Here is a 23,691-nt window from a genome sequence, read left to right on the forward strand (position 1 = left end):
CCTATGCGGATCTAATCAGCTCATGCGCAATAACCAGCCTGTCACTCAACGCGAACGCACCTTTGCGGCGCAACAGCGCTTGATCTCCACCACCAATGCCAAAGGGGTGGTCACTTACTGCAACGAAGCATTCGTCGAAATCAGCGGTTTTACCCGTGAAGAGCTGCTCAACGCGCCCCATAACATCGTGCGCCATCCCGACGTGCCGCCGGCTGTGTTCGAACACATGTGGACCACCCTCAAACAGGGGCAACCCTGGATGGGCATCGTCAAGAACCGTTGCAAAAACGGCGACCATTACTGGGTCAACGCCTACGTCACACCGATGTACGAGAACAGCCAGGTCGTCGGTTTCGAGTCGGTGCGGGTCAAGCCTACCGCCGAACAGATCAAGCGTGCCGAAGCGCTGTATGAGCGCATCAACAAGGGCAAGTCGGCTATCCCGGGCCGGGACAAGTGGCTGCCGGTGCTGCAGGACTGGCTGCCCTTCATCATGGTCAGCCAGATCAGCTTCCTGATTGGCGTGTGGCTCAACTCGCATTGGGGCTTTGTGTTGGCTGCAGCGGTTTCCGTGCCGCTCGGGCTGCTCGGGCTGAGCTGGCAACAGCGCGGGATCAAGCGTCTGCTGCGCCTGGCCGAACAAACCACGTCCGACCCGCTGATTGCACAGATGTACACCGACAGCCGTGGCCCTCAGGCGCGCCTGGAAATGTCTATCCTCAGTCAGCAAGCCCGCCTGAAAACCTGCCTGACCCGCTTGCAGGACACTGCCGAGCAACTCAACGGCCAGGCCCGCACCTCCAACTCCCTGGCCAATGCCAGCTCCAGCGGCCTGGAGCGTCAGCGCGTTGAGACCGAACAGGTCGCCACGGCCATCAATCAGATGGCAGCGACCACTCAGGAAGTCGCCAATCACGTCCAGCGCACCGCTGACGCCACGCAACAGGCCAATGAGCTGACCCGTCGCGGCCGTGACATTGCCAGCGAGACCCGCGAAGCCATTCAACGCCTGTCGACATCCGTGGGCGAAACCGGCCTGACCGTGACCCAACTGGCCAAGGACAGTGACGAAATCGGTGGCGTGGTCGATGTGATCAAGGGCATTGCCGACCAGACCAACCTGCTGGCCCTCAACGCCGCCATCGAAGCGGCACGGGCCGGGGAAATGGGCCGTGGCTTTGCCGTGGTTGCCGATGAGGTCCGCCAACTGGCGCAGCGCACCACCGAATCCACCGGGCAGATCCATGGCCTGATCGCCAAGCTGCAACACACGGCCAACAACGCCGTACAAACCATGAACTCCGGCCATCGTCAGGCCGAAGAAGGCGTTGCCCGGGTACTGGAGGCTGACCAGGCGCTGATCGGCATCAGCGAGGCGGTGGCCAACATCACCGACATGACCACCCAGATCGCTGCCGCCACCGAGGAGCAAAGCGCCGTGGCCGACGAGATCAGCCGCAATATCGCCACCATCTCGCAACTGGCCGATCAGACCGCAGACGAAGCACAACGCTCGGCCAAACTCAGCGGTGAGCTTACCGATACGGCCAACACCCAGTACTCGCTGGTGGAGCGTTTTAACCGATAAGTTGGAGGCCCCTGACAGGCGCAGGGGCCTGCTTCAATCTCACTGGCTGAACGGGCGGTCGTGGGAGCCGCCTTGGTGGAGAACGAGTGCGAAACGCTCGCTGCGCCACCGCTATCGCAGCCAGCCGGCTCCGACAGAGCTCATTCTAAAAACAGCGGCCCAAGCCATTGCTTATATTCATATGGTCAAGACTTCCCATCAGCCCCACACATTTGAATGACAGACTTATATATTAATGCTGAGTGTATTTTCTGATATCTGAGTAGGCAGTTTCCTAGGACGCCTTCATGTCTCCAATAACGACTTATTTATGACTAATCTCCTACAGGCTTCCTACAGAAAAGAGGCCCCTCCTGACAACATCCCCTCACACCGCTGATCGCCAAATCCCTTGCCACACGGGCGATACAGACCATTTACAACGTAAAGCTGCATCTACCAGGCAATAACTTGCAACAACCACTGTTGCCTTTTTGAACACTATCCCGGTACAGCCCCTCAAACTTGACGCACCTGCCAATTACGACCTGTAATGTTTGTCGCCAAATAAAACGGTGAACATTAGTAGTTAACTATTTATTGCCCAATGGTTAATACAGGAGCCGATGATGAACGTACACGATCAAGACAGCCCCTCAGGCCACTCAGTTGAACAACACGACATATCCCGCGACGATACCCCCGGAAACCCGGCCATCCTCCCTGCAAAGGACCACAGCGTACCCACACCCCATCGACCCTGGGTACAGGACATCTCCAACACCCTGCAAGCCCCGCGCCTGCCCAACCTCGACCCGCAAAACATCAGCCATGCCCAGGCCTGGGCCGGTATCTGCATCCATATCCCCGGTTCGCCGCGGATGGCCGAGGGCGACACCATCGTCTTCCACTGGGGCCTGAACCGCTCTTCGACCCGCATCATGCACGCCGTCGGCATGACCGCCACGGTCCGCGTGCTGTGCATCGCCTACAGCTTTGTCAGCCATGTCCAGTACGGCCTGGTCGATGTGTATTTCGAGGTCTATCGCCGCGGCAAGAAGATCGGCACATCGCCGGCAACACGGGTCATCGTCCAGCGCGACCCGGCAAAACAGCGCGACACCGAGAGCTGAACCCAACACTCGTTGCAGAGGAGGACCTGCATATGCAAACACTGAAATCCCCGAGCCCCGACCATCAGGATGAATGGCCGGCGCCAGAACCTGAAACCGATACACCACCTTCGCCAGAACCCGAACACAAACGGCCGACAGAGCCGCTTTGCCCACCGCTCTTTCCCCAGGCCAACAGCAGCAACTCGATCTGCCCGATCTTCAGCCCCATGGGCACCTGTCTCGAGGTCCGGCCATATCCGGCGATGAAAGTCGGCGATACCGTCATGGCCTGCGTGACGTTCTTCGACCGGGCAATCGGTGGCCTGCCGATCAGCCGCGCCGACTTCACCCAGACACAACTGGTCATGCGCCAGCACATGCAACTGGGCCTGCACTTTTTTATTCCCAGGGAGCACTTGCACGCCGTCGGCTATGGCCGCGCCGAAGCCCACTATCGGGTCATCCGTAAAAAAAACGAGCGCCGCTCCGCGACCTGTGACGCATTGATAGATATGCGTTACTACAGCCAGTGCTCCTCAATGGCGACCTGACCAACGAAAAAAGGGCCCCTGCGCAAAAACGCAGGAGCCCTGAAAATCACCCGATCCGCAGATCGGGCGAGGTTAGCCAGCCTAGATCAGAACGCCAGGCGCAACCCGAGGTTCGCGCCCCATGGCTGCTCGACATCCTTGCCTTTCATATAGTCAAAGTCGGCATGCAACTGCAGGCGCTCGGACAACGACACCGCCACACCCGCCCCCACTTCGGCACGGGAGCCGAACAGGTTGTTGTCGAAGCTTGTGCCATTGATTTTGACCTCATTGCGCCGCGAGAACTCCTGGGCCAGGGCCACCCGCACATACGGCTGCAACAAACCGCCATCCTTGAGCTGCACGCTCTTGCCGAGGGTGCTGCCGACCTTGCCGAGGGTTGACTGCGTACGGTTGTTCTTCGCCTGCAGGCCGTTATCCATGCGATAGCTGTCGCCCTGCACCACCACCGTCGCCAACTGGGCAAAAGGCTCGAGGAAATAGTCGTCGCCCAGCTTGATATGCCGACCGAATTCCACCGAGCCACCGACAGCCGAGTTGTCGTAATCCCCCTTGCTCTTGCTGGCATCGCTCATGGCCACATCGGATTCATTACGGAACCGATTGAGCTTGAGCACACCATCCAGGTAATAGCCGTCCTCCGACAGCCAGGTGCCATAGGCGCCCACGTAGTAGCTATTGACCGTGCCGGCAGTGCCGCGACTCAGGTCCAGATCCGACTTGCTGTACCCCCCCATCAGGCCCAACAGCAATTGACCACTGGCAACGGGCACCGGCGCATCGGCACCGAACGACAGACCGCTCTGCTGCTGCCGGTAATCGATGCCATCACTGGTGGTGGCATTGAAGCGATTGCCATAGGCCCGAATCCAGCCGCCACCCAGCTCAGTACCGCGCACCTCGCCCATGCGACTGCGCAAGGTCGACAGCTCGCTCATCCAGATGGTCGGCGCCGCATTGAACAACGCCAGGGCCGAGCGCGCCGACGGGCTGACCGTCTTGCCATCACCGACAATGAACCAGTCATGGCCCTGCTGCTCCAGCAGATAGGAATAAGCCCCCAGATCCACCCGACCACCCAACAGATTGAAGCGGGCATCACCGCCTTCGGTATGCACCACCCGCACCGGCTGCATATCCGGCGATACGCCCTCGACCCCGGTGTTCTGCACGCGCAGGTCAAACTCCCCCGTGGCCCGCCCCTCGACATTGATCAGGTCGCCCTGCCCTTCATCGAGATTGACCCGCATATCAAACACACCGCTGCCGGACAAACCCTTGAGCGACAACTGATGAAACCCCTGCTCGGCAAAACTCACCTGCCCGCCGTCCATGGCTAGCGCATTCACCGCGCCATCACCGACCATCTGCCAATGCGCCCCCGAATTGATCGCCAGGGTTTTGCTATTGACGATATGGCCGGTGAGCTGCGCGTGGTTTTGCAGGGTGATATTGAGGTTGCTGTCCTCGTCGGCCTGAAGATTGCCGTTAAGAGTGCTGTTATCGACCCGGAAGGAGACCGGCGCGGTGCCGATGACATCCAGGAGGGTGTTGGTGCTGGATTGGAGGGTTGAGTTGTTTTGGATGGTGATATTGGTGTCGACGGTACCGGTATCGACCAGAATGGCCGCGCCGTTGAGGGCATTGATTTTTGAGTTATCAACGGTGAGGCGGTTTTGCCCAATGACACCTGGCAGAAGAACACCTGCGCCACCGTCTAGAATCCTGATACCGATTTTTTCGCTTTCGACATAACTGCCATTCTCTAACACCATGGTACCCGTGCTCAAACGAATACCGTTGGCTACACCTGAAGCATTAGTGAAGGCAAAGACGTCCGTAGCACTAAGATTCACCACGCTGAGAGAACCAGCGATTATAGCGGCATCAAATCCGGAAACTGTACTCCCGCTAACATTAACCCTATTAGCCACTGAGGGCTCAACCACGCCGCCAACACTCAATCCAAAAGTCCCGACATTCCTAATTTCGCTATTTTTTATATCCGCAACCGAATTATGGCGAACAATTAACCCGGCACGAACAGTACTACCATCAATACTCACCTTAGAATCAGCAACTGAGACAGTATCAACGATGGCCCCGCCTGATATACCTAAAACCCCGCCTCTAAACACATGATAGGAATCAGGAGCTACGTCTCCGCCAATATCTATTACAACCCCATCCACCGGTGTAGCCTGAATCACTACTCCATTTTCCATCACAATCGGAACTCTTCCATTCGGATGCCCCAGCTCGGAGCTTTTTTTCGGAGAAGGCATCGTAGGTGCGTCTTTGACCACGTCATTCTGCGCCGATGCTTCGGCAAATACCGACCAAGCACCAACCACGACCAACAACACCTTAATACCAGGAGCAGAAAATCCTTTCCTAATCATTTGCATTACTTATCCATCAAGCCATATCCGAATGACTACATTGCGATATAAAACCTCAAACCTAAATTAATAAATCCGAAATAAATGTAGGAATATTCCCAACATCTAGAAAGAACCGTATTACATAAATATTTTTTATCATACTACTACCCAACCGAGATGATTTTGTGATTACGTTACCTTGCCGGAAGATCTCTATACGAATTTTAAAATCAATAAAAAATAAATATTCAACACCACCCCATTGACACGCCACAAAAAATCCGATTAGTTAAAAATGGAGACAACGGAGCAGGATGCTGTCTTACAGAGACTGTGGATAGGACACTATTGACCACACTCTAAAAATTAAACCGAGAATAGGAATTTGCTGTTTCCTCGCAAATGTAGAGAATGGCAACAACAAAAAAATGGAGCTTCACATGAATAGTTTATCGAACACAAAAACATCCGAACGAACAAATATAGAGCAAGATCAAAATCCAGGTCTGGTTACACCCACTGTTCCTGCGGCAATTTATGACGAAGACCACGAGGGTCTGCTACCCATCGCTATGCTTAATAAGCCGCTTCGGGTTGAGTTTGCAGGATGGTTAGCAATTCGAGCCGGCCACACCTGCCAACTTCTGTGGGATGACACACTTATCGGGGAGATAAAAACGATTACCACAGAAAACCACGGAGATCCGCTGTTTCTTGAAGTGCCTGCCGATTTGCTGGTGGAAGGTGTGTATCGCATCGCTTATCGCGCAACCAACACTTATAACGGTGTATCTGCGGACTCAACAGCAGTCCGCCTGGAAATTGTCCAAACACCGCCAGGCCTGCCACAGTTGGCGCCCATGAAATTCCCAGAGTTTGTCGAGTGCGGTTTAACGTCGTTAGAACTGGACGACCTGGGAGATCAGTTGATCGCTGAAATCGGTAGTTATGCCAATGTCTACCAACTGGATGAAATCAGGACATTCTGGGGAGATATTGAAGGGCCAGGCACCGTGGTCCGCAAGACAGCGTCCGGTATTGATCGCATCATGGTTACCTATACCAAGGAGTTTTTACTAAGTCTGGGGAGTTTCAACGGCCCTGTTACTTATACCGTGCAAGATCGTGCTGGTAATATTTCCGCCCCGTCAATGGGCACCCATATTCAACTACTGCTGAATGATCAGCCTGAATGCACACAAAGCCTCGACGTTGCAAATAGCATTAATTCAACTCACCACATGAACAATGTAGTGGATATCACTTTGCGCCTGCAAAGCTCACAAGACATTTGTTCAAAGTAATACAAGCCAATCAATGGAATGGAAAACTGTATGAATACCGCAAATCAAACACCTACACTCGACATTACTCGAACCTACAATGGACAACCTCGTGCGCTGGCGGCACCTCAAGTTATAGGTGCCATCTATGATGAAGATCACCAAGGCTTGGTACCGCTCAACTTTTTATCGCGGCCTTTGCGAATTGAATTCGCCGCATGGATTGACTTGCGCGCCGGGGATACTTATCAGCTCCGTTGGAATGATGCTCTTATTGGATCAATCAAGACTATCGCCTCAGAGGAAGCGGGAGACCCCTTATTTCTCGAAGTTGCAACGTCATATCTTCGAGTGGAGGGTGTGCATACGGTCTCTTATCACATTGTTGAAGCGGAAAACGGCACTCCTGGGACATCTGAGCCAGCCCGCGTGCAAATCGACTTGACGCCCCCCGGGCGGCCACAATTGGGGCCAATCAAGTTCCCTGAAGTCATCGAAGATGGTCTGACCTCAGATGAGCTGACTGCGATGGGGGATGTACTGATTGCAGAAATCGGCAGCTATACCGACATGTACCAACATGACGCGATTAAAACCTATTGGGGTAATATCGAGGGGCCTGGTGCGGTAGTCACCAGAACCGATATGGGCCTGGATCGTGTGCTGGTTACTTACCCGCGAACTTTTCTGGAAAATTTGGGAGATTTTGACGGATTCGTTACTTACACCGTAACAGATCGTGCCGGAAATCTGTCTACGCCCTCAATCGGCGCTCATGTTCAGCTATTACTGAATGAGGCCCCTAACGACTTTCCAGCGCCGATTATTGATCCGGCTGTGGGAACCCTCATTGACTACACCGAAGCGCGCTCCGGTATCAGTGTCGACATCCCGAACTATCCGGGTGCCGCAGCGTTTGACCAGATTAGCCTGCACTGGGAGGGCATTCCGTCCGCACCACAACTTGTTCCCGACGGCAACGAAACCCAACCTACAGTCCTTTCGTTTACGGTGCCTTACCAGACCATCGCGGTAAAACCCGAAGGTCTGGCCCGTGTCACCTATGAGGTCAAGAAAGCCGGGCAACTATTCGGCACATCTCTGCAAGCCAGCATTGATGTATTTGTCTCCTTGCCTGGCCCTAGCCAATTGGATGTTCCTGTTATTCAGGGCAGTAGCGTTTCGAACCCGAATATTGAAGATAACTTTATTGACGAGGACGACTATGAGCTCAATAGCCGGGCCATTATCAAATGGAAAACCGGCTTTGCACTCAGCGACGAACTGAATCTTCAGTGGGGTAATGAAACCATCTCGCAGTGGTATCAGATCAAGTCCAGCGATATCAGTGCGCAGCGAGATTTGATCCTTCCGATTCCCAATGAAACGATGAAAACCCAAGGAACCGGAGCGCAAATCCCTGTGCTCTATTCCTTGACCCGATTGGGCAATCCCAACGCGAACTCATCCCCTTCACAAGACGTCGTCGTGCGATCCCGAGACGAAATGCCGGGAGGTATCGATGGGCTGGACGGCCCGACGTTCGTTACTGATGCTAACGGTATTGTCAGCCCTGTCGGCAACGAAAACGGCGCACCGGTAACCATTACGCCGTACTTGAACATTCGTGAAGGGCAAACTCTTGAATTCACCTTTAAGGCCTTTGACGACACCAACAATCCAATTCCGGAAGCGGACTTCTCCGGCACCCGGACTCTGGATAGCAATGACGTCATCAATGGTTATGTGTTCACCATCCCCTTGGCGACCATGAAACGTATTTGCATCGGCTTTGCCGAGGCCTACTTCAAGGTAGTTCCTGCAGCAGGCGGCAATCACAGCGCGGCCACTTCCAGAACCACACGCGTGCGCGTCGTCATGAGACGACCTGGCTACAACTGTGACTGGAAATCGGCATCAACTGACTGATCTTGAAAATACTCGTTATCGCCGCCTCGGCGATAACGAGTCCCGACTTTATATATCTATAAGGATTTAACCATGCTCGCACATAATCAAAGCTCAGCCGTCTCCCGTACGGCCGACAAAAACCTGCTGGCCCCGACCGTTACGGGCGTTCTAAACGAAGACGGCCTGCTTCCAGTAAATGCATTGGGCACGCCAGTACAAGTCACTTTCCCGGTCTGGGCTGACGCCAGGGTAAGAGACGGTTACCAGTTGCTCTGGGATTCCCGACCTGTCGGGCCGATCAAACTAATTACAGCCACGGACAGGCCCGGCGATATTCTGACCCTGGAAATACCAGTGACTGTGCTTCTCGAAGGCCAACATCAGGTTGCGTACCTGCTCATCGAGGCAGAAAACAACACCACTGCCGAATCCCCCTCAACCCCCATCCAGGTCGACCGCACCGCCCCCGGCAACCCCTTGCTGGCCCCCATCATCTTCCCCGCCGCCGCCCTCGACGGCCTGACCAGCGATGAGCTGCAAGCCATGGGCAATGTCCTGCAAGGCACCATCGCTGGCTATAACGGCATGGCCAAGCTCGACCGTATTCGCACGTTCTGGAACGGTCAGCCTGGGCCGGAGGCGGTTGTGGGTGAGGACGATATGGGGCTCAGGCGGGTGATGGTTGATTTCACCCGGGCGTTTCTGGAGTCCATCGGCGATATCGAGGCGCCGGTGCATTACACCGTGACCGATCTGGCGGGCAATCTGTCGATGAGTGCGGCGCCGGTACGGGTGAAGTTGCAACTGGCGGTGGTTGCGCCGCTGCCGGTGCCGCGGGTCAGGGAGGCAGTCGGTGATGTGCTGGATCCGGCCAACGCGACTAATGGCGCGACGGTGCTGGTCGATGCCAGTGCCAATTTGCGGGTTGGCGATCGCGTAGTGGTCAACTGGCAGGGGGTCAATGCCAGCGACAGCAAGGAAAAGGTCATTACCGCCGCCGAGGCTGGCCTGGAGTTGCCGGTGCTGTTTTCCAGTGCCGTGGTCGGCGCCAATCAGGGTACGACGGTGGCGATTGCCTATGTGGTCCATCGCGCCAATGGTGTGGTGCAGCAGTCCGCCAGCCTGTCATTGCGCGTAGTGGGCAGCGTCGGCCTGGAGTTCGACACCTCGCCTGCCAGCCTGGACGGCAAGGTCTATCTGTTACCGGGCAATCCCGAGGTTCTGCCCACCTTCCCGGCGGGCACCACGTTGCACCGCGTGGCCAGTGGTGGTCGGCCGCCTTATACCTATCGCTCCAGCGATGAGCGGGTGGCGGTGGTCGATGGCACTGGTTTGACGTCGGTGCGCGGCAAGGGCACGGCGACCATTTCGGTGACCGATAGCCAGGGCGCGAGCTTGAGTTATCCGCTGACGGTGACCGGGGTCATTCATTGCGTGGGCCTGGGTGGCGGCAAATATACCGAGATCGAGGCAATGGCCGCGCGACAGCAGGCCCGTGTGCCATCCCTCGAGGAAATGGGAAAAATCCACAGTGCCTATGGCAATCGCTGGCCGATGGGCCATGGCTACTACTGGACCTCGACCGTCAGTCATTACGCGCTGCTGAAAAGAATGATGCAGGTGAAAGATCTGGTCACAGGTGCGGTGCCACCCTACGGCATCTGGGATTTAAGCTCCGCCCTTGGCGTCGGCATTCGCTGATACGTCATTGACGTTTACGGGGGCGTTACCTTGGCGTAGCGCCCTCGTACTCCCGAACACCTTTCCAAGAGCACACGCATGAGCGCTACTGCACGGTCCGTAAAATCCATGACTCGCCCCGCATCGAATCCCGGTTGCTTTCAGGCCATGGTCAACAACCACCCTCTGCGACTCACCTCGCTATTGGGCAGCCTGACTCCGCGCCCCGAGTTGGGCTGCGTGCCCAGGCACTGGATCTGGAAGGTGATTGCCGATGGCAAGGTTGCCAACCGGCGTGCCAGTTTCGGGCTGTTTCTCGACCACGATATCGCGCCCGGTGAGTACGATATCGCCAATGACCCGCGCATCAGGATCGTCTACAACCAGTCGCCCCATTCGTCTAGCAATGTCATTTATCACTCGGCGCACTTCCAGACCGGCAGCCTGATTCTCACCGAAGCCGATCTGGACCGGCACAAGCTGGCCGGGCAATTCAGCTTCAGCGTTTCGGCGGTGGATTTCGAAGTCACCGAAGGTGCGTTTGACCTTTATTGCAGCCTCTCAGCCTCGACCTAAAAACTGCGCTACCGCAGCAGCCGTAGTGTCCAGGCATTGCGCCTGGTTCAGGCCCGATGCCTTCAAGGGCTTGAGGTCATGGTTGGCAGTCGGTATCCAGAGCACTTCAATGGCCGGGGACAACGCGTAACCGGCCACCGCCTCGCGACTGCCCAGGGCATCGCGCTCGCCCTGGACGATCAGGGTCGGCACACGCAGCTGCGCAAGATGCGCCACCCGTGGTTTTTCCGGCTTGCCCACGGCATAGAACGGATAGCCCAGGCACACCAGCCCATCGACCTTCAGCTCATCCGCGAGCAGGCTGGCCATGCGCCCGCCCATGGACTTGCCGCCAATGGCCAGAGGCCCAGTGACATGGGGTCGCACTTGGCCATAAACCTCGCGCCAATAGTCGAGCAACTGCCCCTGAGGGTTAGGTGGCCGTTTGCCACCTCCCGTGCGCCGTTGGGCCATGTAAGGAAACTCAAAGCGCATCACGCTCACCCCTTGCAGGGCAAGGCGTGCAGCAATGTCGTTCATGAAATCGCTGTCCATTGGCGCGCCCGCGCCATGGGCGAGGATCAGCGTCGCCGTCGCGCTGCCCGCTCCGTCCTGTCTGGCTGCATGCCACAGCCAGCCGTTGTCCTGCGCCAGTTGCGCGCATTGATCCCCGTCAATACCGGTATTTGACTCAGTGCTCATGCTTGCCTCGCTTTTGATGAGTCTGCCAATAACCCGGAGCTATAACCGTGCGTAATGGCCCCGACCAAGCTGGATGGGAAAAACACCTAAATGAACACAACTAACAGTACCGCCTATAACTATCAGGTGGTCCGCCAGTTCGCCATTATGACGGTGGTCTGGGGGATTGTCGGGATGGGACTCGGCGTCTTTATCGCCGCCCAACTGGTATGGCCCGAACTCAACTTCGACTTACCCTGGACAAGCTTCGGCCGATTACGCCCCCTGCACACCAACGCGGTGATTTTCGCGTTCGGTGGCTGTGCGCTGTTTGCCAGCAGCTACTACTCCGTACAACGTACCTGCCAGACCCGGCTGTTCTCGCCGGCCCTGGCCGCGTTCACGTTCTGGGGCTGGCAACTGGTGATCCTGCTGGCGGCCATTTCGCTGCCACTGGGCTACACCAGTTCCAAGGAATACGCAGAGCTGGAATGGCCGATCGATATCCTGATCACCATCGTCTGGGTCGCCTACGCCATCGTGTTCTTCGGCACCCTGGCCAAGCGCACCACCAAGCACATTTATGTCGGTAACTGGTTCTTCGGTGCGTTCATTATCACCGTGGCCATTCTGCATATCGTCAACAACCTGGAACTGCCGGTCAGCCTGACCAAGTCCTACTCGGTGTATGCCGGTGCGACCGATGCCATGGTGCAATGGTGGTACGGTCACAACGCCGTGGGCTTCTTCCTGACCGCAGGCTTCCTGGGGATGATGTACTACTTCGTGCCCAAGCAGTCCGAGCGTCCGGTGTATTCCTATCGCTTGTCCATCGTGCACTTCTGGGCACTGATCACCCTGTACATCTGGGCCGGTCCGCACCACCTGCACTACACCGCGCTGCCGGACTGGGCACAGTCTCTGGGCATGGTGATGTCGCTGGTGCTGCTGGCCCCGAGCTGGGGCGGCATGATCAACGGCATGATGACCCTGTCGGGCGCCTGGCATAAGTTGCGCAGCGACCCGATTCTGCGCTTCCTCGTGGTGTCCCTGGCGTTCTACGGCATGTCGACCTTCGAAGGTCCGATGATGGCGATCAAGACCGTCAACGCCCTGTCCCACTACACCGACTGGACCATCGGCCACGTACACGCCGGCGCTCTGGGCTGGGTGGCGATGATCTCCATCGGTGCCCTTTATCACATGATCCCGAAAGTCTTCGGTCGTCAGCAGATGCACAGCGTCGGCCTGATCAACGCGCACTTCTGGCTCGCCACCATCGGCACCGTGCTCTACATCGCGTCGATGTGGGTCAACGGCATCACTCAAGGCCTGATGTGGCGTGCAGTGAACGAGGACGGCACCCTGACCTACTCCTTCGTCGAAACACTGGTGGCCAGCCATCCGGGCTACATCGTGCGCCTGGTCGGCGGCGTGATCTTCCTCAGCGGCATGCTGCTGATGGCCTACAACACCTGGCGCACCGTGCGGGAATCCAATCCTGCCGAAGCAGCCGCCGCCGCGCAGATGGCCTGAGGAGCTAGTCATGAAACATGAAGTCATCGAGAAAAACGTCGGCCTGCTGATGATCCTGATGGTCCTGGCCGTCAGCATCGGCGGCCTGACCCAGATCGTCCCGCTGTTCTTTCAGGACGTCACCAACAAGCCGGTTGAGGGCATGAAGCCCTACACCGCGCTGCAACTGGAAGGGCGCGACATCTATATCCGCGAAGGCTGCGTCGGCTGCCACTCGCAGATGATCCGTCCGTTCCGCGCCGAAACCGAACGCTATGGCCACTACTCGGTTGCCGGAGAAAGCGTCTGGGACCACCCGTTCCTGTGGGGTTCCAAGCGTACCGGTCCGGACCTGGCCCGGGTCGGCGCCCGCTACTCCGACGACTGGCACCGCGCGCACTTGTACAACCCGCGCAACGTCGTGCCTGAGTCGAAAATGCCGGCCTACCCATGGTTGGGTGCATCCCCGCTCGACAACAGCCATACCGAAGCCAAGGTCAAGGCCATGCGCTCCCTGGGCGTGCCGTACACCGACGATGACATCGCTGGCGCAGCTGCTTCGGTGAAGGGCAAGACCGAACTGGATGCCCTGGTTTCCTACCTGCAAGTGCTCGGCACTTCGATCAAGAGCAAGAGGTAAGCCATGGATATCGGAGACTTGCGCGGCCTCGGCACACTGGTAGTCGCGATCGCATTTATCGGCCTGGCCCTCTGGGTGTTCAGTGGCAAACGCAATCCGGCTTTCGCCGAGGCGCGCATGGCACCCTTCGCGGATGAGCCCCTGCCGCCATCCGCGGATTCAACAAACGAAGCAGAACAACCCGTCGTGCGGAGCAAGCAGCCATGACCACCTTTTGGAGCACATACATCTGCGTGCTGACCCTTGGCAGCCTGATCGGCCTGACCTGGCTGTTGATCGGCACACGCAAGAGCGAGACCAAGGGCAGTGTCGACCAGACCATGGGGCACAGCTTCGATGGCATTGAGGAGTACGACAACCCACTGCCGCAATGGTGGTTCATGCTGTTCGCCGGCACCCTGGTATTCGCCGTCGGCTACCTGATCCTCTATCCGGGCCTGGGCAACTGGAAAGGCGTTCTGCCAGGCTACGACAACGGCTGGACTGGCGTTCACGAGTGGGAAAAGGAAATGGACAAGGCTGACGCCAGGTTCGGCCCGATTTTCGCCAAGTTCGCCGCCATGCCGGTGGCCGAAGTGGCCAAGGACCCGCAGGCACTGAAAATGGGCGGTCGGCTGTTCGCCTCCAACTGTTCCGTGTGCCACGGTTCCGACGCCAAGGGTGCCTACGGTTTCCCGAACCTGAGCGACACTCTCTGGCGCTGGGGCGGCAACCCGGACACCATCAAGACCACCATCATGGGCGGGCGCATGGCGATGATGCCGGCCTGGGGCCCGGTCATCGGTGAGGAAGGCGTGAAGAACGTAGCGGCCTATGTGCGTAAATCCCTGGCGGGCCTGCCTCTGGCCGCCGACGACAGCGCCAACCTGGCTGCCGGACAGCAAGTGTTCAGCACCACCTGTGTAGCTTGTCACGGTGCTAACGGCCAAGGTACCGAAGCCATGGGCGCCCCAAACCTCACGCAACCGGGCGGTTTCATCTACGGCAGCAGCCTGGCACAGTTGCAGCAGACCATTCGTCTGGGTCGCCAGGGTCATATGCCCGCCCAGTCTGAATTGTTGGGTAACGACAAAGTGCAATTGCTGGCCGCTTATGTGTACAGCCTGTCCAATGGTCCTGATCAACCGGCGGGCAAGGCGGCGCAGAAGCAACCGTAAGATCGATGAAAGCTGTTCTGTGGGAGCGCGGCTTGCCCGCGAAGAGGCCGATACATCCGCCACAGTCTTTCAAGCTGAAAGATCGACTTCGCGGGCAAGCCTCGCTCCCACAGGTTTTGAATCCCCAACTGCCGCCCTCCGCAATGGAGCGCGGCAGTTTTCATTTGTATGCATGGCGCGGCTAAGTGTCGCAGTTGCCTTGCCATCGACTTCCCGTTCCTGCCGATCACGACTAAGCTTGCCCCCATAGTGGACCGGCATTTGCTGGCCACAGGCCAAGTGAAGGGAAGTTCCTGACTCAGGACTCACACGCCACTCGACCTGCCCCGTCTTCCTCGGTCTGCTAATACGTGTCCCGCTTGCGTGCGCCTGCAGGGACCCGTCAGACCGGGCATCAAGCATTCGCTTGCGATTCGACTGCGCCCGGTTTGCACTCTAATAAATAGCCAAACCGTGGAACCTTAGAATGAGCACAGCAATAAGTCCGACGGCTTATAACTACAAGGTCGTCCGCCAGTTCGCCATCATGACGGTGGTCTGGGGGATTCTTGGCATGGGCCTGGGCGTGTTCATCGCCTCGCAACTGGTCTGGCCGGACCTGAACTTCGGTCTGGAATGGACCACTTTCGGCCGCCTGCGACCGCTGCACACTAACCTGGTGATCTTCGCCTTTGGCGGCTGCGCGCTGTTCTCTACCTCTTATTACGTGGTGCAACGTACCTGTCAGGTGCGGCTGATTTCCGACAGCATGGCGGCGTTTCACTTCTGGGGCTGGCAGGCGGTGATCGTCGGCGCCCTGATTACCCTGCCCATGGGCTACACCACCACCAAGGAATACGCCGAACTGGAATGGCCCCTGGCCATTTTGCTCGCGGTGGTCTGGATCACTTATGCAGCGGTGTTCTTCGGCACCATCGTCAAGCGCAAGACCAGGCACATCTACGTCGGCAACTGGTTCTACGGCGCCTTTATCCTGGTCACGGCGATGCTGCATATCGTCAACCATATCTCCTTGCCGGTGAGTTTCTTCAAGTCCTACTCGGCCTACGCCGGGGCCACCGACGCGATGATCCAGTGGTGGTACGGGCACAACGCCGTGGGTTTTTTCCTGACCACGGGTTTCCTCGGGATGATGTATTACTTCGTGCCCAAACAGGCCGAACGGCCGATCTATTCCTATCGCCTGTCCATCGTGCATTTCTGGGCGCTGATCACCCTGTATATCTGGGCCGGCCCCCACCATCTGCACTACACCGCCCTGCCGGACTGGGCGCAGTCGTTGGGTATGGTGATGTCGATCATCCTTCTGGCCCCGAGCTGGGGCGGCATGATCAACGGCATGATGACCCTCTCCGGCGCCTGGCATAAATTGCGCGTCGACCCGATCCTGCGTTTCCTGGTGGTGTCCCTGGCTTTCTACGGCATGTCGACGTTCGAGGGGCCGATGATGGCGATCAAGACCGTCAACGCCCTCTCCCACTACACCGACTGGACCATCGGCCACGTCCACGCCGGGGCCCTGGGCTGGGTGGCGATGATTTCCATCGGCGCGATCTACCACATGATCCCGAAAATCTTCGGCCGCCCGCAGATGCACAGCATCGGCCTGATCAACGCACACTTCTGGCTGGCTACCATCGGCACCGTGCTCTATATCGCCTCGATGTGGGTCAACGGCATCACCCAGGGCCTGATGTGGCGGGCCATCAACGATGATGGCACCCTCACCTACTCCTTCGTCGAAGCCCTGCAAGCCAGCCATCCGGGCTATATCGTCCGCGCGCTGGGCGGCGCCTTCTTTGCCAGTGGCATGTTGCTGATGGCCTACAACGTCTGGCGCACCGTACGTGCGTCGACTCCTGAAGAAGCCGAAGCCGCTGCGCAAATCGCTGTCGTGGGGGCGCACTGATGAAACACGAAGTCGTTGAAAAGAACATTGGCCTGCTGGCCTTTTTCATGGTCATCGCCGTCAGCATCGGCGGCCTGACCCAGATCGTCCCGCTGTTTTTCCAGGACGTCACCAACAAGCCCATCGAAGGCATGAAGCCGCGCCCGGCGCTGGAAGTGGAAGGCCGCGACGTGTTCATCGCCAACGGTTGCGTCGGCTGCCACTCGCAGATGATCCGCCCGTTCCGCGCCGAAACCGAACGCTACGGCCACTACTCGGTGGCCGGGGAAAGCGTCTGGGACCACCCGTTCCTGTGGGGTTCCAAACGCACCGGCCCGGACCTGGCCCGGGTCGGCGGGCGCTACTCCGATGACTGGCATCGGGCGCACCTGTACAACCCGCGCAACGTGGTGCCGGAATCGATCATGCCGGCCTATCCGTTCCTCGTCGAACACAAGCTGGATGGCAAGGACACCGCGAAGAAACTCGAAGTGCTGCGTGCCCTTGGCGTGCCCTACACCGATGCCGACATCGCCGGTGCCCGGGATGCAGTCAAGGGCAAGACCGAAATGGATGCACTGGTGGCCTACCTGCAAGGCCTGGGCACCCTTATCAAGAGCAAACGGTGAGCATGATGGATATCGGCATGATTCGTGGCCTGGGCACCCTCGTCGTGATGGTGGCTTTCATTGGTCTGGCGCTGTGGGTGTTCAGCCCCAAGCGCAAATCTGAATTCGAAGATGCAACCCTGCTGCCGTTTGCCGATGACCCCGAGGCCATCCGCAAGGTCGAGCAAGCCAAGGCCGCCGGGAGAGACAAGGCATGAGTACGTTCTGGAGTCTGTATGTCACGGTTTTGACCCTGGGCACCATCTTCGGCCTGAGCTGGCTGCTGCTGGCAACCCGCAAGGGCCAGCGCAGCGGGGAAACCGACCAGACCGTCGGCCACTCCTTCGACGGCATCGAGGAATACGACAACCCGCTGCCGCGCTGGTGGTTCATGCTGTTCGTCGGCACCATCATCTTCGCCCTCGGCTACCTGGTGCTGTACCCCGGCCTGGGTAACTGGAAAGGCCTGCTGCCTGGTTACAACTACGTCGATAACGACAAGCAGGTGACCTTCTCCAATGGCCAGCAGGGCTGGACCGGCGTGCATGAGTGGGAGAAGGAAATGGCCCGCTCGGAAGCCCGCTTCGGGCCGATCTTCGCCCGTTTCGCCGCCATGCCCATCGAGGAAGTGGCCAAGGACCCGCAAGCGCTGAAAATGGGCGCGCGGTTGTTCGCCTCCAACTGCTCGGTATGTCACGGCTCCGACGCCAAGGGTGCCTACGGTTTCCCCAACCTGACCGACGCCGACTGGCGCTGGGGCGGCGATGCCCAGACCATCAAGACCACCATTATGGGTGGCCGTCAGGCGGTGATGCCGGCCTGGGGTGAAGTCATCGGCGAGCAAGGCGTGCGCGATGTCGCCGCGTTTGTCGTCAGCCAACTGGACGGGCGCAAACTGCCCGACGACGCCAAGGCCGATCCGGCCGCCGGGCAGAAGCTGTTCGCTGCCAACTGCGCCGCCTGCCACGGCCCCGAAGGCAAGGGCACCGCCGCCATGGGCGCCCCCGACCTGACCCATCCGGCAGCATTCATTTACGGTTCAAGCTTCGCCCAGTTGCAACAGACCATCCGCTACGGCCGCCAGGGCCAGATGCCGGCCCAGGAGTTGCTGCAGGGTAATGACAAGGTTCATTTGCTGGCGGCGTATGTGTATAGCCTGTCCCATGGGGAGAAACCGACCGAGGCCAAGTAGAAGCAACGCACCCCTCTGAATTGAAATGAGGTTTGTGGGACCGGCTTTAGCCGGGAAGACGATGTAACAACCGATAGAAATATAGTGGTCCTGCCGACGTCTTCCCGGCTAAAGCCGGTCCCACATTCGTCCTGCGATGCGCAGTGTCGAACAGGGTACTGAGGCGACGGCTAATTCATCGCATTGCTCTTTAATCCTCGAAAAACCAACCATAATTAACACGTCAATTGACCTGGATCACTTACACCATCACTCGCTGGAGCCCAACGCGACCACAGGCCGCAGCCTTGCGGTAGAGTGACAGGCGTATCATTGACGGCACAAAAGCAGCACCTTCTGACCACAGTCGGCACGTACTGGCTGAGGCATTTTTCCACTGCCGTGGGACGCTCCGATGAGTAACCAGATTCCGGTCCAAAACATCACTCCACCACCCAAAAAAGACACGACCACTGTCGATCTTTATGCGTCACGCGAGAAGATCTACACCCGTGCCTTTACCGGTATTTTCCGCAACTTGCGCATGGCCGGTGGCGCCCTGTTGTTTCTCCTTTATTTCGGCACCGTCTGGCTCGACTGGGGCGGCCATCAGGCGGTCTGGTGGAACCTGCCGGAGCGCAAGTTCTACATCTTCGGCGCTACCATCTGGCCCCAGGACTTCATCCTGCTGTCGGGCCTCTTGATCGTCGCCGCCTTTGGCCTGTTCTTCATCACCGTGTTCGCCGGGCGTGTCTGGTGCGGCTATACCTGCCCGCAAAGCGTCTGGACCTGGATCTTCATGTGGTGCGAGAAAGTCACCGAAGGCGACCGCAACCAGCGCATCAAGCTCGACAAGGCGCCCATGAGCGCCAACAAGTTCGTGCGCAAGCTGGGCAAGCACAGCCTGTGGCTGATCATTGGTTTCGTTACCGGGCTGACGTTCGTCGGCTACTTCGCGCCGATTCGTGAGCTGGTCATCGACTTCTTCACCGGCCAGGCCGATGGCTGGTCCTACTTCTGGGTCGGTTTCTTCACACTCGCTACCTACGGCAACGCTGGCTGGCTGCGTGAGCAGGTGTGCATCTACATGTGCCCGTATGCGCGGTTCCAGAGCGTGATGTTCGACAAGGACACCCTGATCGTCTCCTACGACCCACGCCGTGGTGAGAAACGCGGCACCCGTAAAAAGGACGTGGACTACAAGGCCCAGGGTCTAGGCGACTGTATCGACTGCACCATGTGTGTCCAGGTCTGCCCCACCGGCATCGACATTCGCGACGGTCTGCAGATCGAGTGCATCGGCTGCGCCGCCTGCATCGACGCCTGCGACACCATCATGGACAAGATGCACTACCCGCGCGGCCTGATCAGCTACACCACCGAACACAACCTGTCAGGTCAGGTCACTCACAAGTTGCGCCCGCGCCTGATCGGTTACGCCGTGGTGCTGCTGGTGATGATCGGCCTGCTGGCCGGGGCCTTCTACATGCGCTCGCTGGTGGGTTTCGATATCAGTAAGGACCGCGTGCTGTACCGGGAAAACGCCGAAGGGCGGATCGAAAACGTCTATACCCTGAAAATCATGAACAAGGATCAGGTCGATCACACCTATGTGCTCGATGCCTCCGGCCTGCCAGACCTGAAGCTGCAAGGACGGCGTGAATTCCGCGTCCCGGCCGGCGAAATCTTCAGCATGCCGGTAGAGCTGTCCAGTGCCCCGGAACAACTGCCATCAAGTACCAATGAAGTGATTTTCAGCCTCAAGGACGCGGACGACAGCAGCAGCCACGTTGAAGCCAAGAGCCGGTTTATCGGCCCACAGATTCGTTAAGAGAACATTGTCATGTACGCACCGACTTCAGCACCTGCACCCAGCCCCTGGTACAAGCAACTCTGGCCCTGGATCCTGATCGGCATCCTTACCTGCTCGGTCACCCTGACCCTGTCCATGGTGGTGATTGCCGTGAAGAACCCCGACAACCTGGTCAACGACAACTATTACGAAGCGGGCAAGGGCATCAATCGTTCCCTGGACCGCGAGCGCCTGGCCCAGTCGCTCAAGCTGCGCGCCAGCGTGCACCTGGACGAAGTGACCGGCGAGCTGGAACTGCGCCTGAGCGGCAACAGCCAGCCTGACAGCCTGCAACTGAACCTGATGTCACCGACCCAACCGGAGAAGGATCGCAAGATCGTCCTCAACCGCAGCCCGAGTGAAGCCGGTCGCTATATTGGCCAGTTGCCAGACAAGATCGAGGGCCGCCGCTTCGTCGAGCTGATGGGCGTTGAAAACGGCCAGACCTGGCGCCTGTTCGAAGAAGAACAGGTCAGCCACCTCAAGGACCTGACCCTGGGCGACGAACCGATCCAGGGGGCGGAAGATATCGATAATTAACAGGGACGACAGCCCTTTGTGGCAGCGAGGCTTGCCCGCGAATCAATCGCCGCGGTGAATCAGACCTACCGCGTTATCGTTCTTCGCGGGCAAGCCTCGCTCCAACAGACATAAGAACTCATGACCCAACCCACGCCCTGCTATCACTGCGCCCTGCCCGCCCCCCCCGGCAGCCGCTTTATCACGGTGATCCTCGGGGCTAACCGGGAGATGTGCTGCCCCGGTTGCCAGGCTGTGGCCGAGGCCATTGTGGCCAGTGGCCTGGAAAGCTATTACAGCCATCGCAGCGAGGCGTCGTCCAACCCTGAGGCGCTGCCGGTGCAGCTTGTGGACGAGCTTGCGTTGTACGACCGCGCCGACGTTCAGGCACCTTTTGTCCATCACGAAGGCGAGCTGAGCGAAACCACCCTGATGATGGAAGGCATCAGTTGCGCCGCCTGTGGCTGGCTGATCGAGCGTCATCTGTCACGCCTGCCGGCCGTGGCCGAAGCGCGGCTGAACCTGTCCAACCATCGTTTGCATGTGCGCTGGGTCGACAGCCAGTTGCCCCTCAGCCAACTCCTTACCGAATTGCGCAGCATCGGCTACGCCGCCCATCCGTGGCAGGCCGACCGTGCCGCCGAGCAACTGGCCGAGGAAAACCGTCGGGCCTTGCGCCAACTGGGGGTGGCGGGTCTGCTGTGGTTCCAGGCGATGATGGCCACTATGGCGACCTGGCCGGAATTCAACATCGACCTCAGCCCGGAGATGCATACCATTCTGCGCTGGGTCGCGCTGTTCCTGACCACCCCCATCGTGTTCTACAGCTGCGCACCGTTTTTCCATGGCGCCCTGCGCGATCTGCGCACCCGCCACCTGACCATGGATGTGTCGGTGTCCCTGGCCATTGGCAGCACCTATCTGGCGGGGATATGGACGGCGATCACCGGCAGCGGCGAGCTGTATTTCGATGCCGTGGGCATGTTTGCCCTGTTCCTGCTCACCGGTCGCTATCTGGAGCGCCGTGCCCGGGAGCGCACGGCGGCGGCGACGGCGCAACTGGTAAACCTGCTGCCCGCCTCCTGCCTGCGCCTGAGCGCCGATGGCCAGAGCGAGCGCATCCTGCTCAGCGAATTGCGCATCAGTGATCAGGTGCTGATCCACCCCGGCGCGGTCATTCCTGCTGACGGGCGGATTTTGCAGGGGCAATCCAGTGTCGATGAATCGCTGTTGACTGGCGAATACCTGCCGCAGCCACGCCATGCTGGCGATGCGGTCACCGCCGGGACGCTGAATGTCGAAGGCGCCCTGACCGTGGAAGTGCTCGCTTTGGGCAAAGATACCCGGCTGTCGGCCATCGTCCGCCTGCTCGATCGCGCCCAGGGCGAGAAGCCGCGCCTGGCCGAGATCGCCGACCGTGCATCGCAATGGTTTCTGTTGTTTTCGTTGCTGGCCGTGGTGTTCATCGGCCTGCTCTGGTGGTATCTGGACCCGGGCCGGGCGTTCTGGATCGTCCTGTCGATGCTGGTCGCCACCTGCCCCTGCGCACTGTCCCTGGCCACCCCGACCGCGCTGACCGCCGCCACCGGCACCCTGCACAAACTCGGCCTGCTGCTGACCCGTGGCCATGTGCTTGAAGGCCTGAATCAGATCGACACGGTCATCTTCGACAAGACCGGAACCCTCACCGAGGGCCGCCTGACCCTGCGCAGCATCAAGCCCCTGACAGAGCTGGACGCCAATACCTGCCTGGATCTCGCCTCCGCCCTGGAAAACCGCTCGGAACATCTGATCGCCCGCGCCTTTGGCCGCGCGCCGGTAGCCGCCGAGCATGTTCACAGCCGACCGGGTGAAGGCCTGGAAGGTACGGTGGGTGAACGGCGCCTGCGCATCGGCCAGCCGGGGTTTGTCTGCGCCCTGAGCGCCAGCGACCTGCCCGCGATGCCGGAGGTCAGTGGCCAATGCCTGTTGCTGGGCGACAGCCAGGGGCCGCTGGCCTGGTTCATCCTCGATGACCGCCTGCGCGACGACGCCCTCGAACTGCTGCAAGCCTGTCAGGCCCGAGGCTGGAAAACCCTGCTGCTGTCCGGCGACAGTTCACCGATGGTCGCCAGCGTCGCCCATGAACTGGGCATCGACGAAGCCCGCGGCGGCCTGCGCCCGGACGACAAACTCGCCGTGCTGCATCAACTGCACCAACAGGGGCGCAAGGTGCTGATGCTCGGCGACGGGGTCAACGACGTACCGGTGCTGGCTGCCGCCGATATCAGTGTGGCCATGGGCTCGGCCACGGATCTGGCGAAAACCAGTGCCGATGCCGTGCTGCTGGGCAATCGCCTGCAGGCTCTGGTCGAAGCCTTCCGTCTGGCCAGACGTACGCGCCGGGTGATTATCGAAAACCTGCTATGGGCCGGGCTCTACAATGGCCTTATGCTGCCCTTTGCCGCACTGGGCTGGATCACCCCGGTGTGGGCCGCCATCGGCATGTCCATCAGCTCCCTGACCGTGGTCCTCAATGCCTTGCGCCTGACCCGCCTGCCCCAGGCCCGCAGCAGCATCGCTGTCAATTCTGTCAATCCGGTACTGGCGACTTGACTCGCCGGACCTGCTGGGA

Annotated in this window: 20 protein-coding genes; 18 read left to right on the plus strand and 2 right to left on the minus strand. The window is 58.8% G+C overall.

What is annotated here, in order from left to right; translation table 11 throughout:
* The first annotated feature begins 22 nt into the window (after positions 1-22).
* The 3 genes from AC1Z24_RS22160 (at position 23) to AC1Z24_RS22170 (ending at position 3,233) form a co-directional block, all read left to right on the plus strand.
* Positions 23-1,588, plus strand: a complete 1,566-nt coding sequence (locus AC1Z24_RS22160; protein WP_483742717.1) for a methyl-accepting chemotaxis protein — start codon at positions 23-25, stop codon at positions 1,586-1,588.
* A gap of 608 nt (positions 1,589-2,196) precedes the next feature.
* Positions 2,197-2,700, plus strand: a complete 504-nt coding sequence (locus tag AC1Z24_RS22165) for a hypothetical protein (RefSeq protein ID WP_483742718.1) — start codon at positions 2,197-2,199, stop codon at positions 2,698-2,700.
* Positions 2,701-2,732: 32 nt separating this feature from the next.
* The gene (locus AC1Z24_RS22170) at positions 2,733-3,233 is read left to right on the plus strand and encodes a hypothetical protein (RefSeq protein ID WP_483742719.1); all 501 of its coding nucleotides are present in this window, start codon (positions 2,733-2,735) and stop codon (positions 3,231-3,233) included.
* Positions 3,234-3,319: 86 nt separating this feature from the next.
* On the opposite strand, the gene AC1Z24_RS22175 is transcribed toward AC1Z24_RS22170, so the two are convergent.
* Positions 3,320-5,008: an autotransporter outer membrane beta-barrel domain-containing protein gene (locus AC1Z24_RS22175; protein WP_483742720.1), complete on the minus strand. Its 1,689-nt coding sequence runs from the start codon at positions 5,006-5,008 to the stop codon at positions 3,320-3,322.
* Between the two features lie 1,049 nt (positions 5,009-6,057).
* Here AC1Z24_RS22175 and AC1Z24_RS22180 point away from each other — a divergent pair.
* The 4 genes from AC1Z24_RS22180 (at position 6,058) to AC1Z24_RS22195 (ending at position 11,067) form a co-directional block, all read left to right on the plus strand.
* On the plus strand, positions 6,058-6,921 hold the full coding sequence (locus tag AC1Z24_RS22180; RefSeq protein ID WP_483742721.1) for a hypothetical protein: 864 nt from the start codon (positions 6,058-6,060) through the stop codon (positions 6,919-6,921).
* A gap of 30 nt (positions 6,922-6,951) precedes the next feature.
* Positions 6,952-8,829 (plus strand): hypothetical protein, encoded by a 1,878-nt coding sequence (locus AC1Z24_RS22185; protein ID WP_483742722.1) that lies wholly within the window; start codon positions 6,952-6,954, stop codon positions 8,827-8,829.
* A 72-nt stretch (positions 8,830-8,901) separates the two neighbouring features.
* A complete protein-coding gene (locus AC1Z24_RS22190) occupies positions 8,902-10,512 on the plus strand; it encodes an Ig-like domain-containing protein (RefSeq protein WP_483742723.1) in 1,611 nt (536 codons plus the stop codon).
* A gap of 108 nt (positions 10,513-10,620) precedes the next feature.
* A complete protein-coding gene (locus AC1Z24_RS22195) occupies positions 10,621-11,067 on the plus strand; it encodes a hypothetical protein (protein WP_483742724.1) in 447 nt (148 codons plus the stop codon).
* Here the strand turns inward: AC1Z24_RS22195 and AC1Z24_RS22200 are convergent.
* Entirely contained in the window at positions 11,053-11,748 is a 696-nt protein-coding gene (locus tag AC1Z24_RS22200; protein ID WP_483742725.1) for an alpha/beta family hydrolase, read from the minus strand. The two genes, AC1Z24_RS22195 and AC1Z24_RS22200, sit on opposite strands and share 15 nt — an antisense overlap.
* A 90-nt stretch (positions 11,749-11,838) precedes the next feature.
* Here AC1Z24_RS22200 and ccoN (AC1Z24_RS22205) point away from each other — a divergent pair, with 90 nt between their 5' ends.
* The 11 genes from ccoN (AC1Z24_RS22205) to AC1Z24_RS22255 all read left to right on the plus strand — a co-directional run bounded on the left by ccoN (AC1Z24_RS22205) (position 11,839) and on the right by AC1Z24_RS22255 (position 23,672).
* Positions 11,839-13,263 (plus strand): cytochrome-c oxidase, cbb3-type subunit I, encoded by a 1,425-nt coding sequence (gene ccoN / locus AC1Z24_RS22205; protein WP_259101854.1) that lies wholly within the window; start codon positions 11,839-11,841, stop codon positions 13,261-13,263.
* Between the two features lie 10 nt (positions 13,264-13,273).
* A complete protein-coding gene (gene ccoO, locus AC1Z24_RS22210) occupies positions 13,274-13,882 on the plus strand; it encodes a cytochrome-c oxidase, cbb3-type subunit II (RefSeq protein WP_259101856.1) in 609 nt (202 codons plus the stop codon).
* A 3-nt stretch (positions 13,883-13,885) separates the two neighbouring features.
* Entirely contained in the window at positions 13,886-14,089 is a 204-nt protein-coding gene (locus tag AC1Z24_RS22215) for a cbb3-type cytochrome oxidase subunit 3 (RefSeq protein ID WP_259101859.1), read from the plus strand.
* On the plus strand, positions 14,086-15,039 hold the full coding sequence (gene ccoP, locus AC1Z24_RS22220) for a cytochrome-c oxidase, cbb3-type subunit III (RefSeq protein ID WP_483742726.1): 954 nt from the start codon (positions 14,086-14,088) through the stop codon (positions 15,037-15,039). The genes AC1Z24_RS22215 and ccoP (AC1Z24_RS22220) overlap by 4 nt, the downstream gene beginning before the upstream one ends.
* Positions 15,040-15,505: 466 nt before the next feature.
* Positions 15,506-16,948 (plus strand): cytochrome-c oxidase, cbb3-type subunit I, encoded by a 1,443-nt coding sequence (gene ccoN, locus AC1Z24_RS22225; RefSeq protein ID WP_259101863.1) that lies wholly within the window; start codon positions 15,506-15,508, stop codon positions 16,946-16,948.
* Positions 16,948-17,556 (plus strand): cytochrome-c oxidase, cbb3-type subunit II, encoded by a 609-nt coding sequence (ccoO, locus tag AC1Z24_RS22230; RefSeq protein WP_259101866.1) that lies wholly within the window; start codon positions 16,948-16,950, stop codon positions 17,554-17,556. The genes ccoN (AC1Z24_RS22225) and ccoO (AC1Z24_RS22230) overlap by 1 nt, the downstream gene beginning before the upstream one ends.
* Positions 17,557-17,561: 5 nt before the next feature.
* Complete coding sequence (locus AC1Z24_RS22235; RefSeq protein ID WP_259102688.1) at positions 17,562-17,753, plus strand: cbb3-type cytochrome oxidase subunit 3; 192 nt, start codon at positions 17,562-17,564, stop codon at positions 17,751-17,753.
* A complete protein-coding gene (gene ccoP, locus AC1Z24_RS22240; protein ID WP_483742727.1) occupies positions 17,750-18,727 on the plus strand; it encodes a cytochrome-c oxidase, cbb3-type subunit III in 978 nt (325 codons plus the stop codon). The genes AC1Z24_RS22235 and ccoP (AC1Z24_RS22240) overlap by 4 nt, the downstream gene beginning before the upstream one ends.
* A gap of 394 nt (positions 18,728-19,121) precedes the next feature.
* Entirely contained in the window at positions 19,122-20,537 is a 1,416-nt protein-coding gene (ccoG, locus tag AC1Z24_RS22245; protein ID WP_483742728.1) for a cytochrome c oxidase accessory protein CcoG, read from the plus strand.
* 12 nt (positions 20,538-20,549) lie between these two features.
* A complete protein-coding gene (locus AC1Z24_RS22250; RefSeq protein ID WP_483742729.1) occupies positions 20,550-21,098 on the plus strand; it encodes a FixH family protein in 549 nt (182 codons plus the stop codon).
* 120 nt (positions 21,099-21,218) lie between these two features.
* A complete protein-coding gene (locus AC1Z24_RS22255) occupies positions 21,219-23,672 on the plus strand; it encodes a heavy metal translocating P-type ATPase (RefSeq protein ID WP_483742730.1) in 2,454 nt (817 codons plus the stop codon).
* Positions 23,673-23,691 lie beyond the last annotated feature (19 nt).

The sequence above is a fragment of the Pseudomonas sp. JL23 genome, from assembly GCF_056933585.1.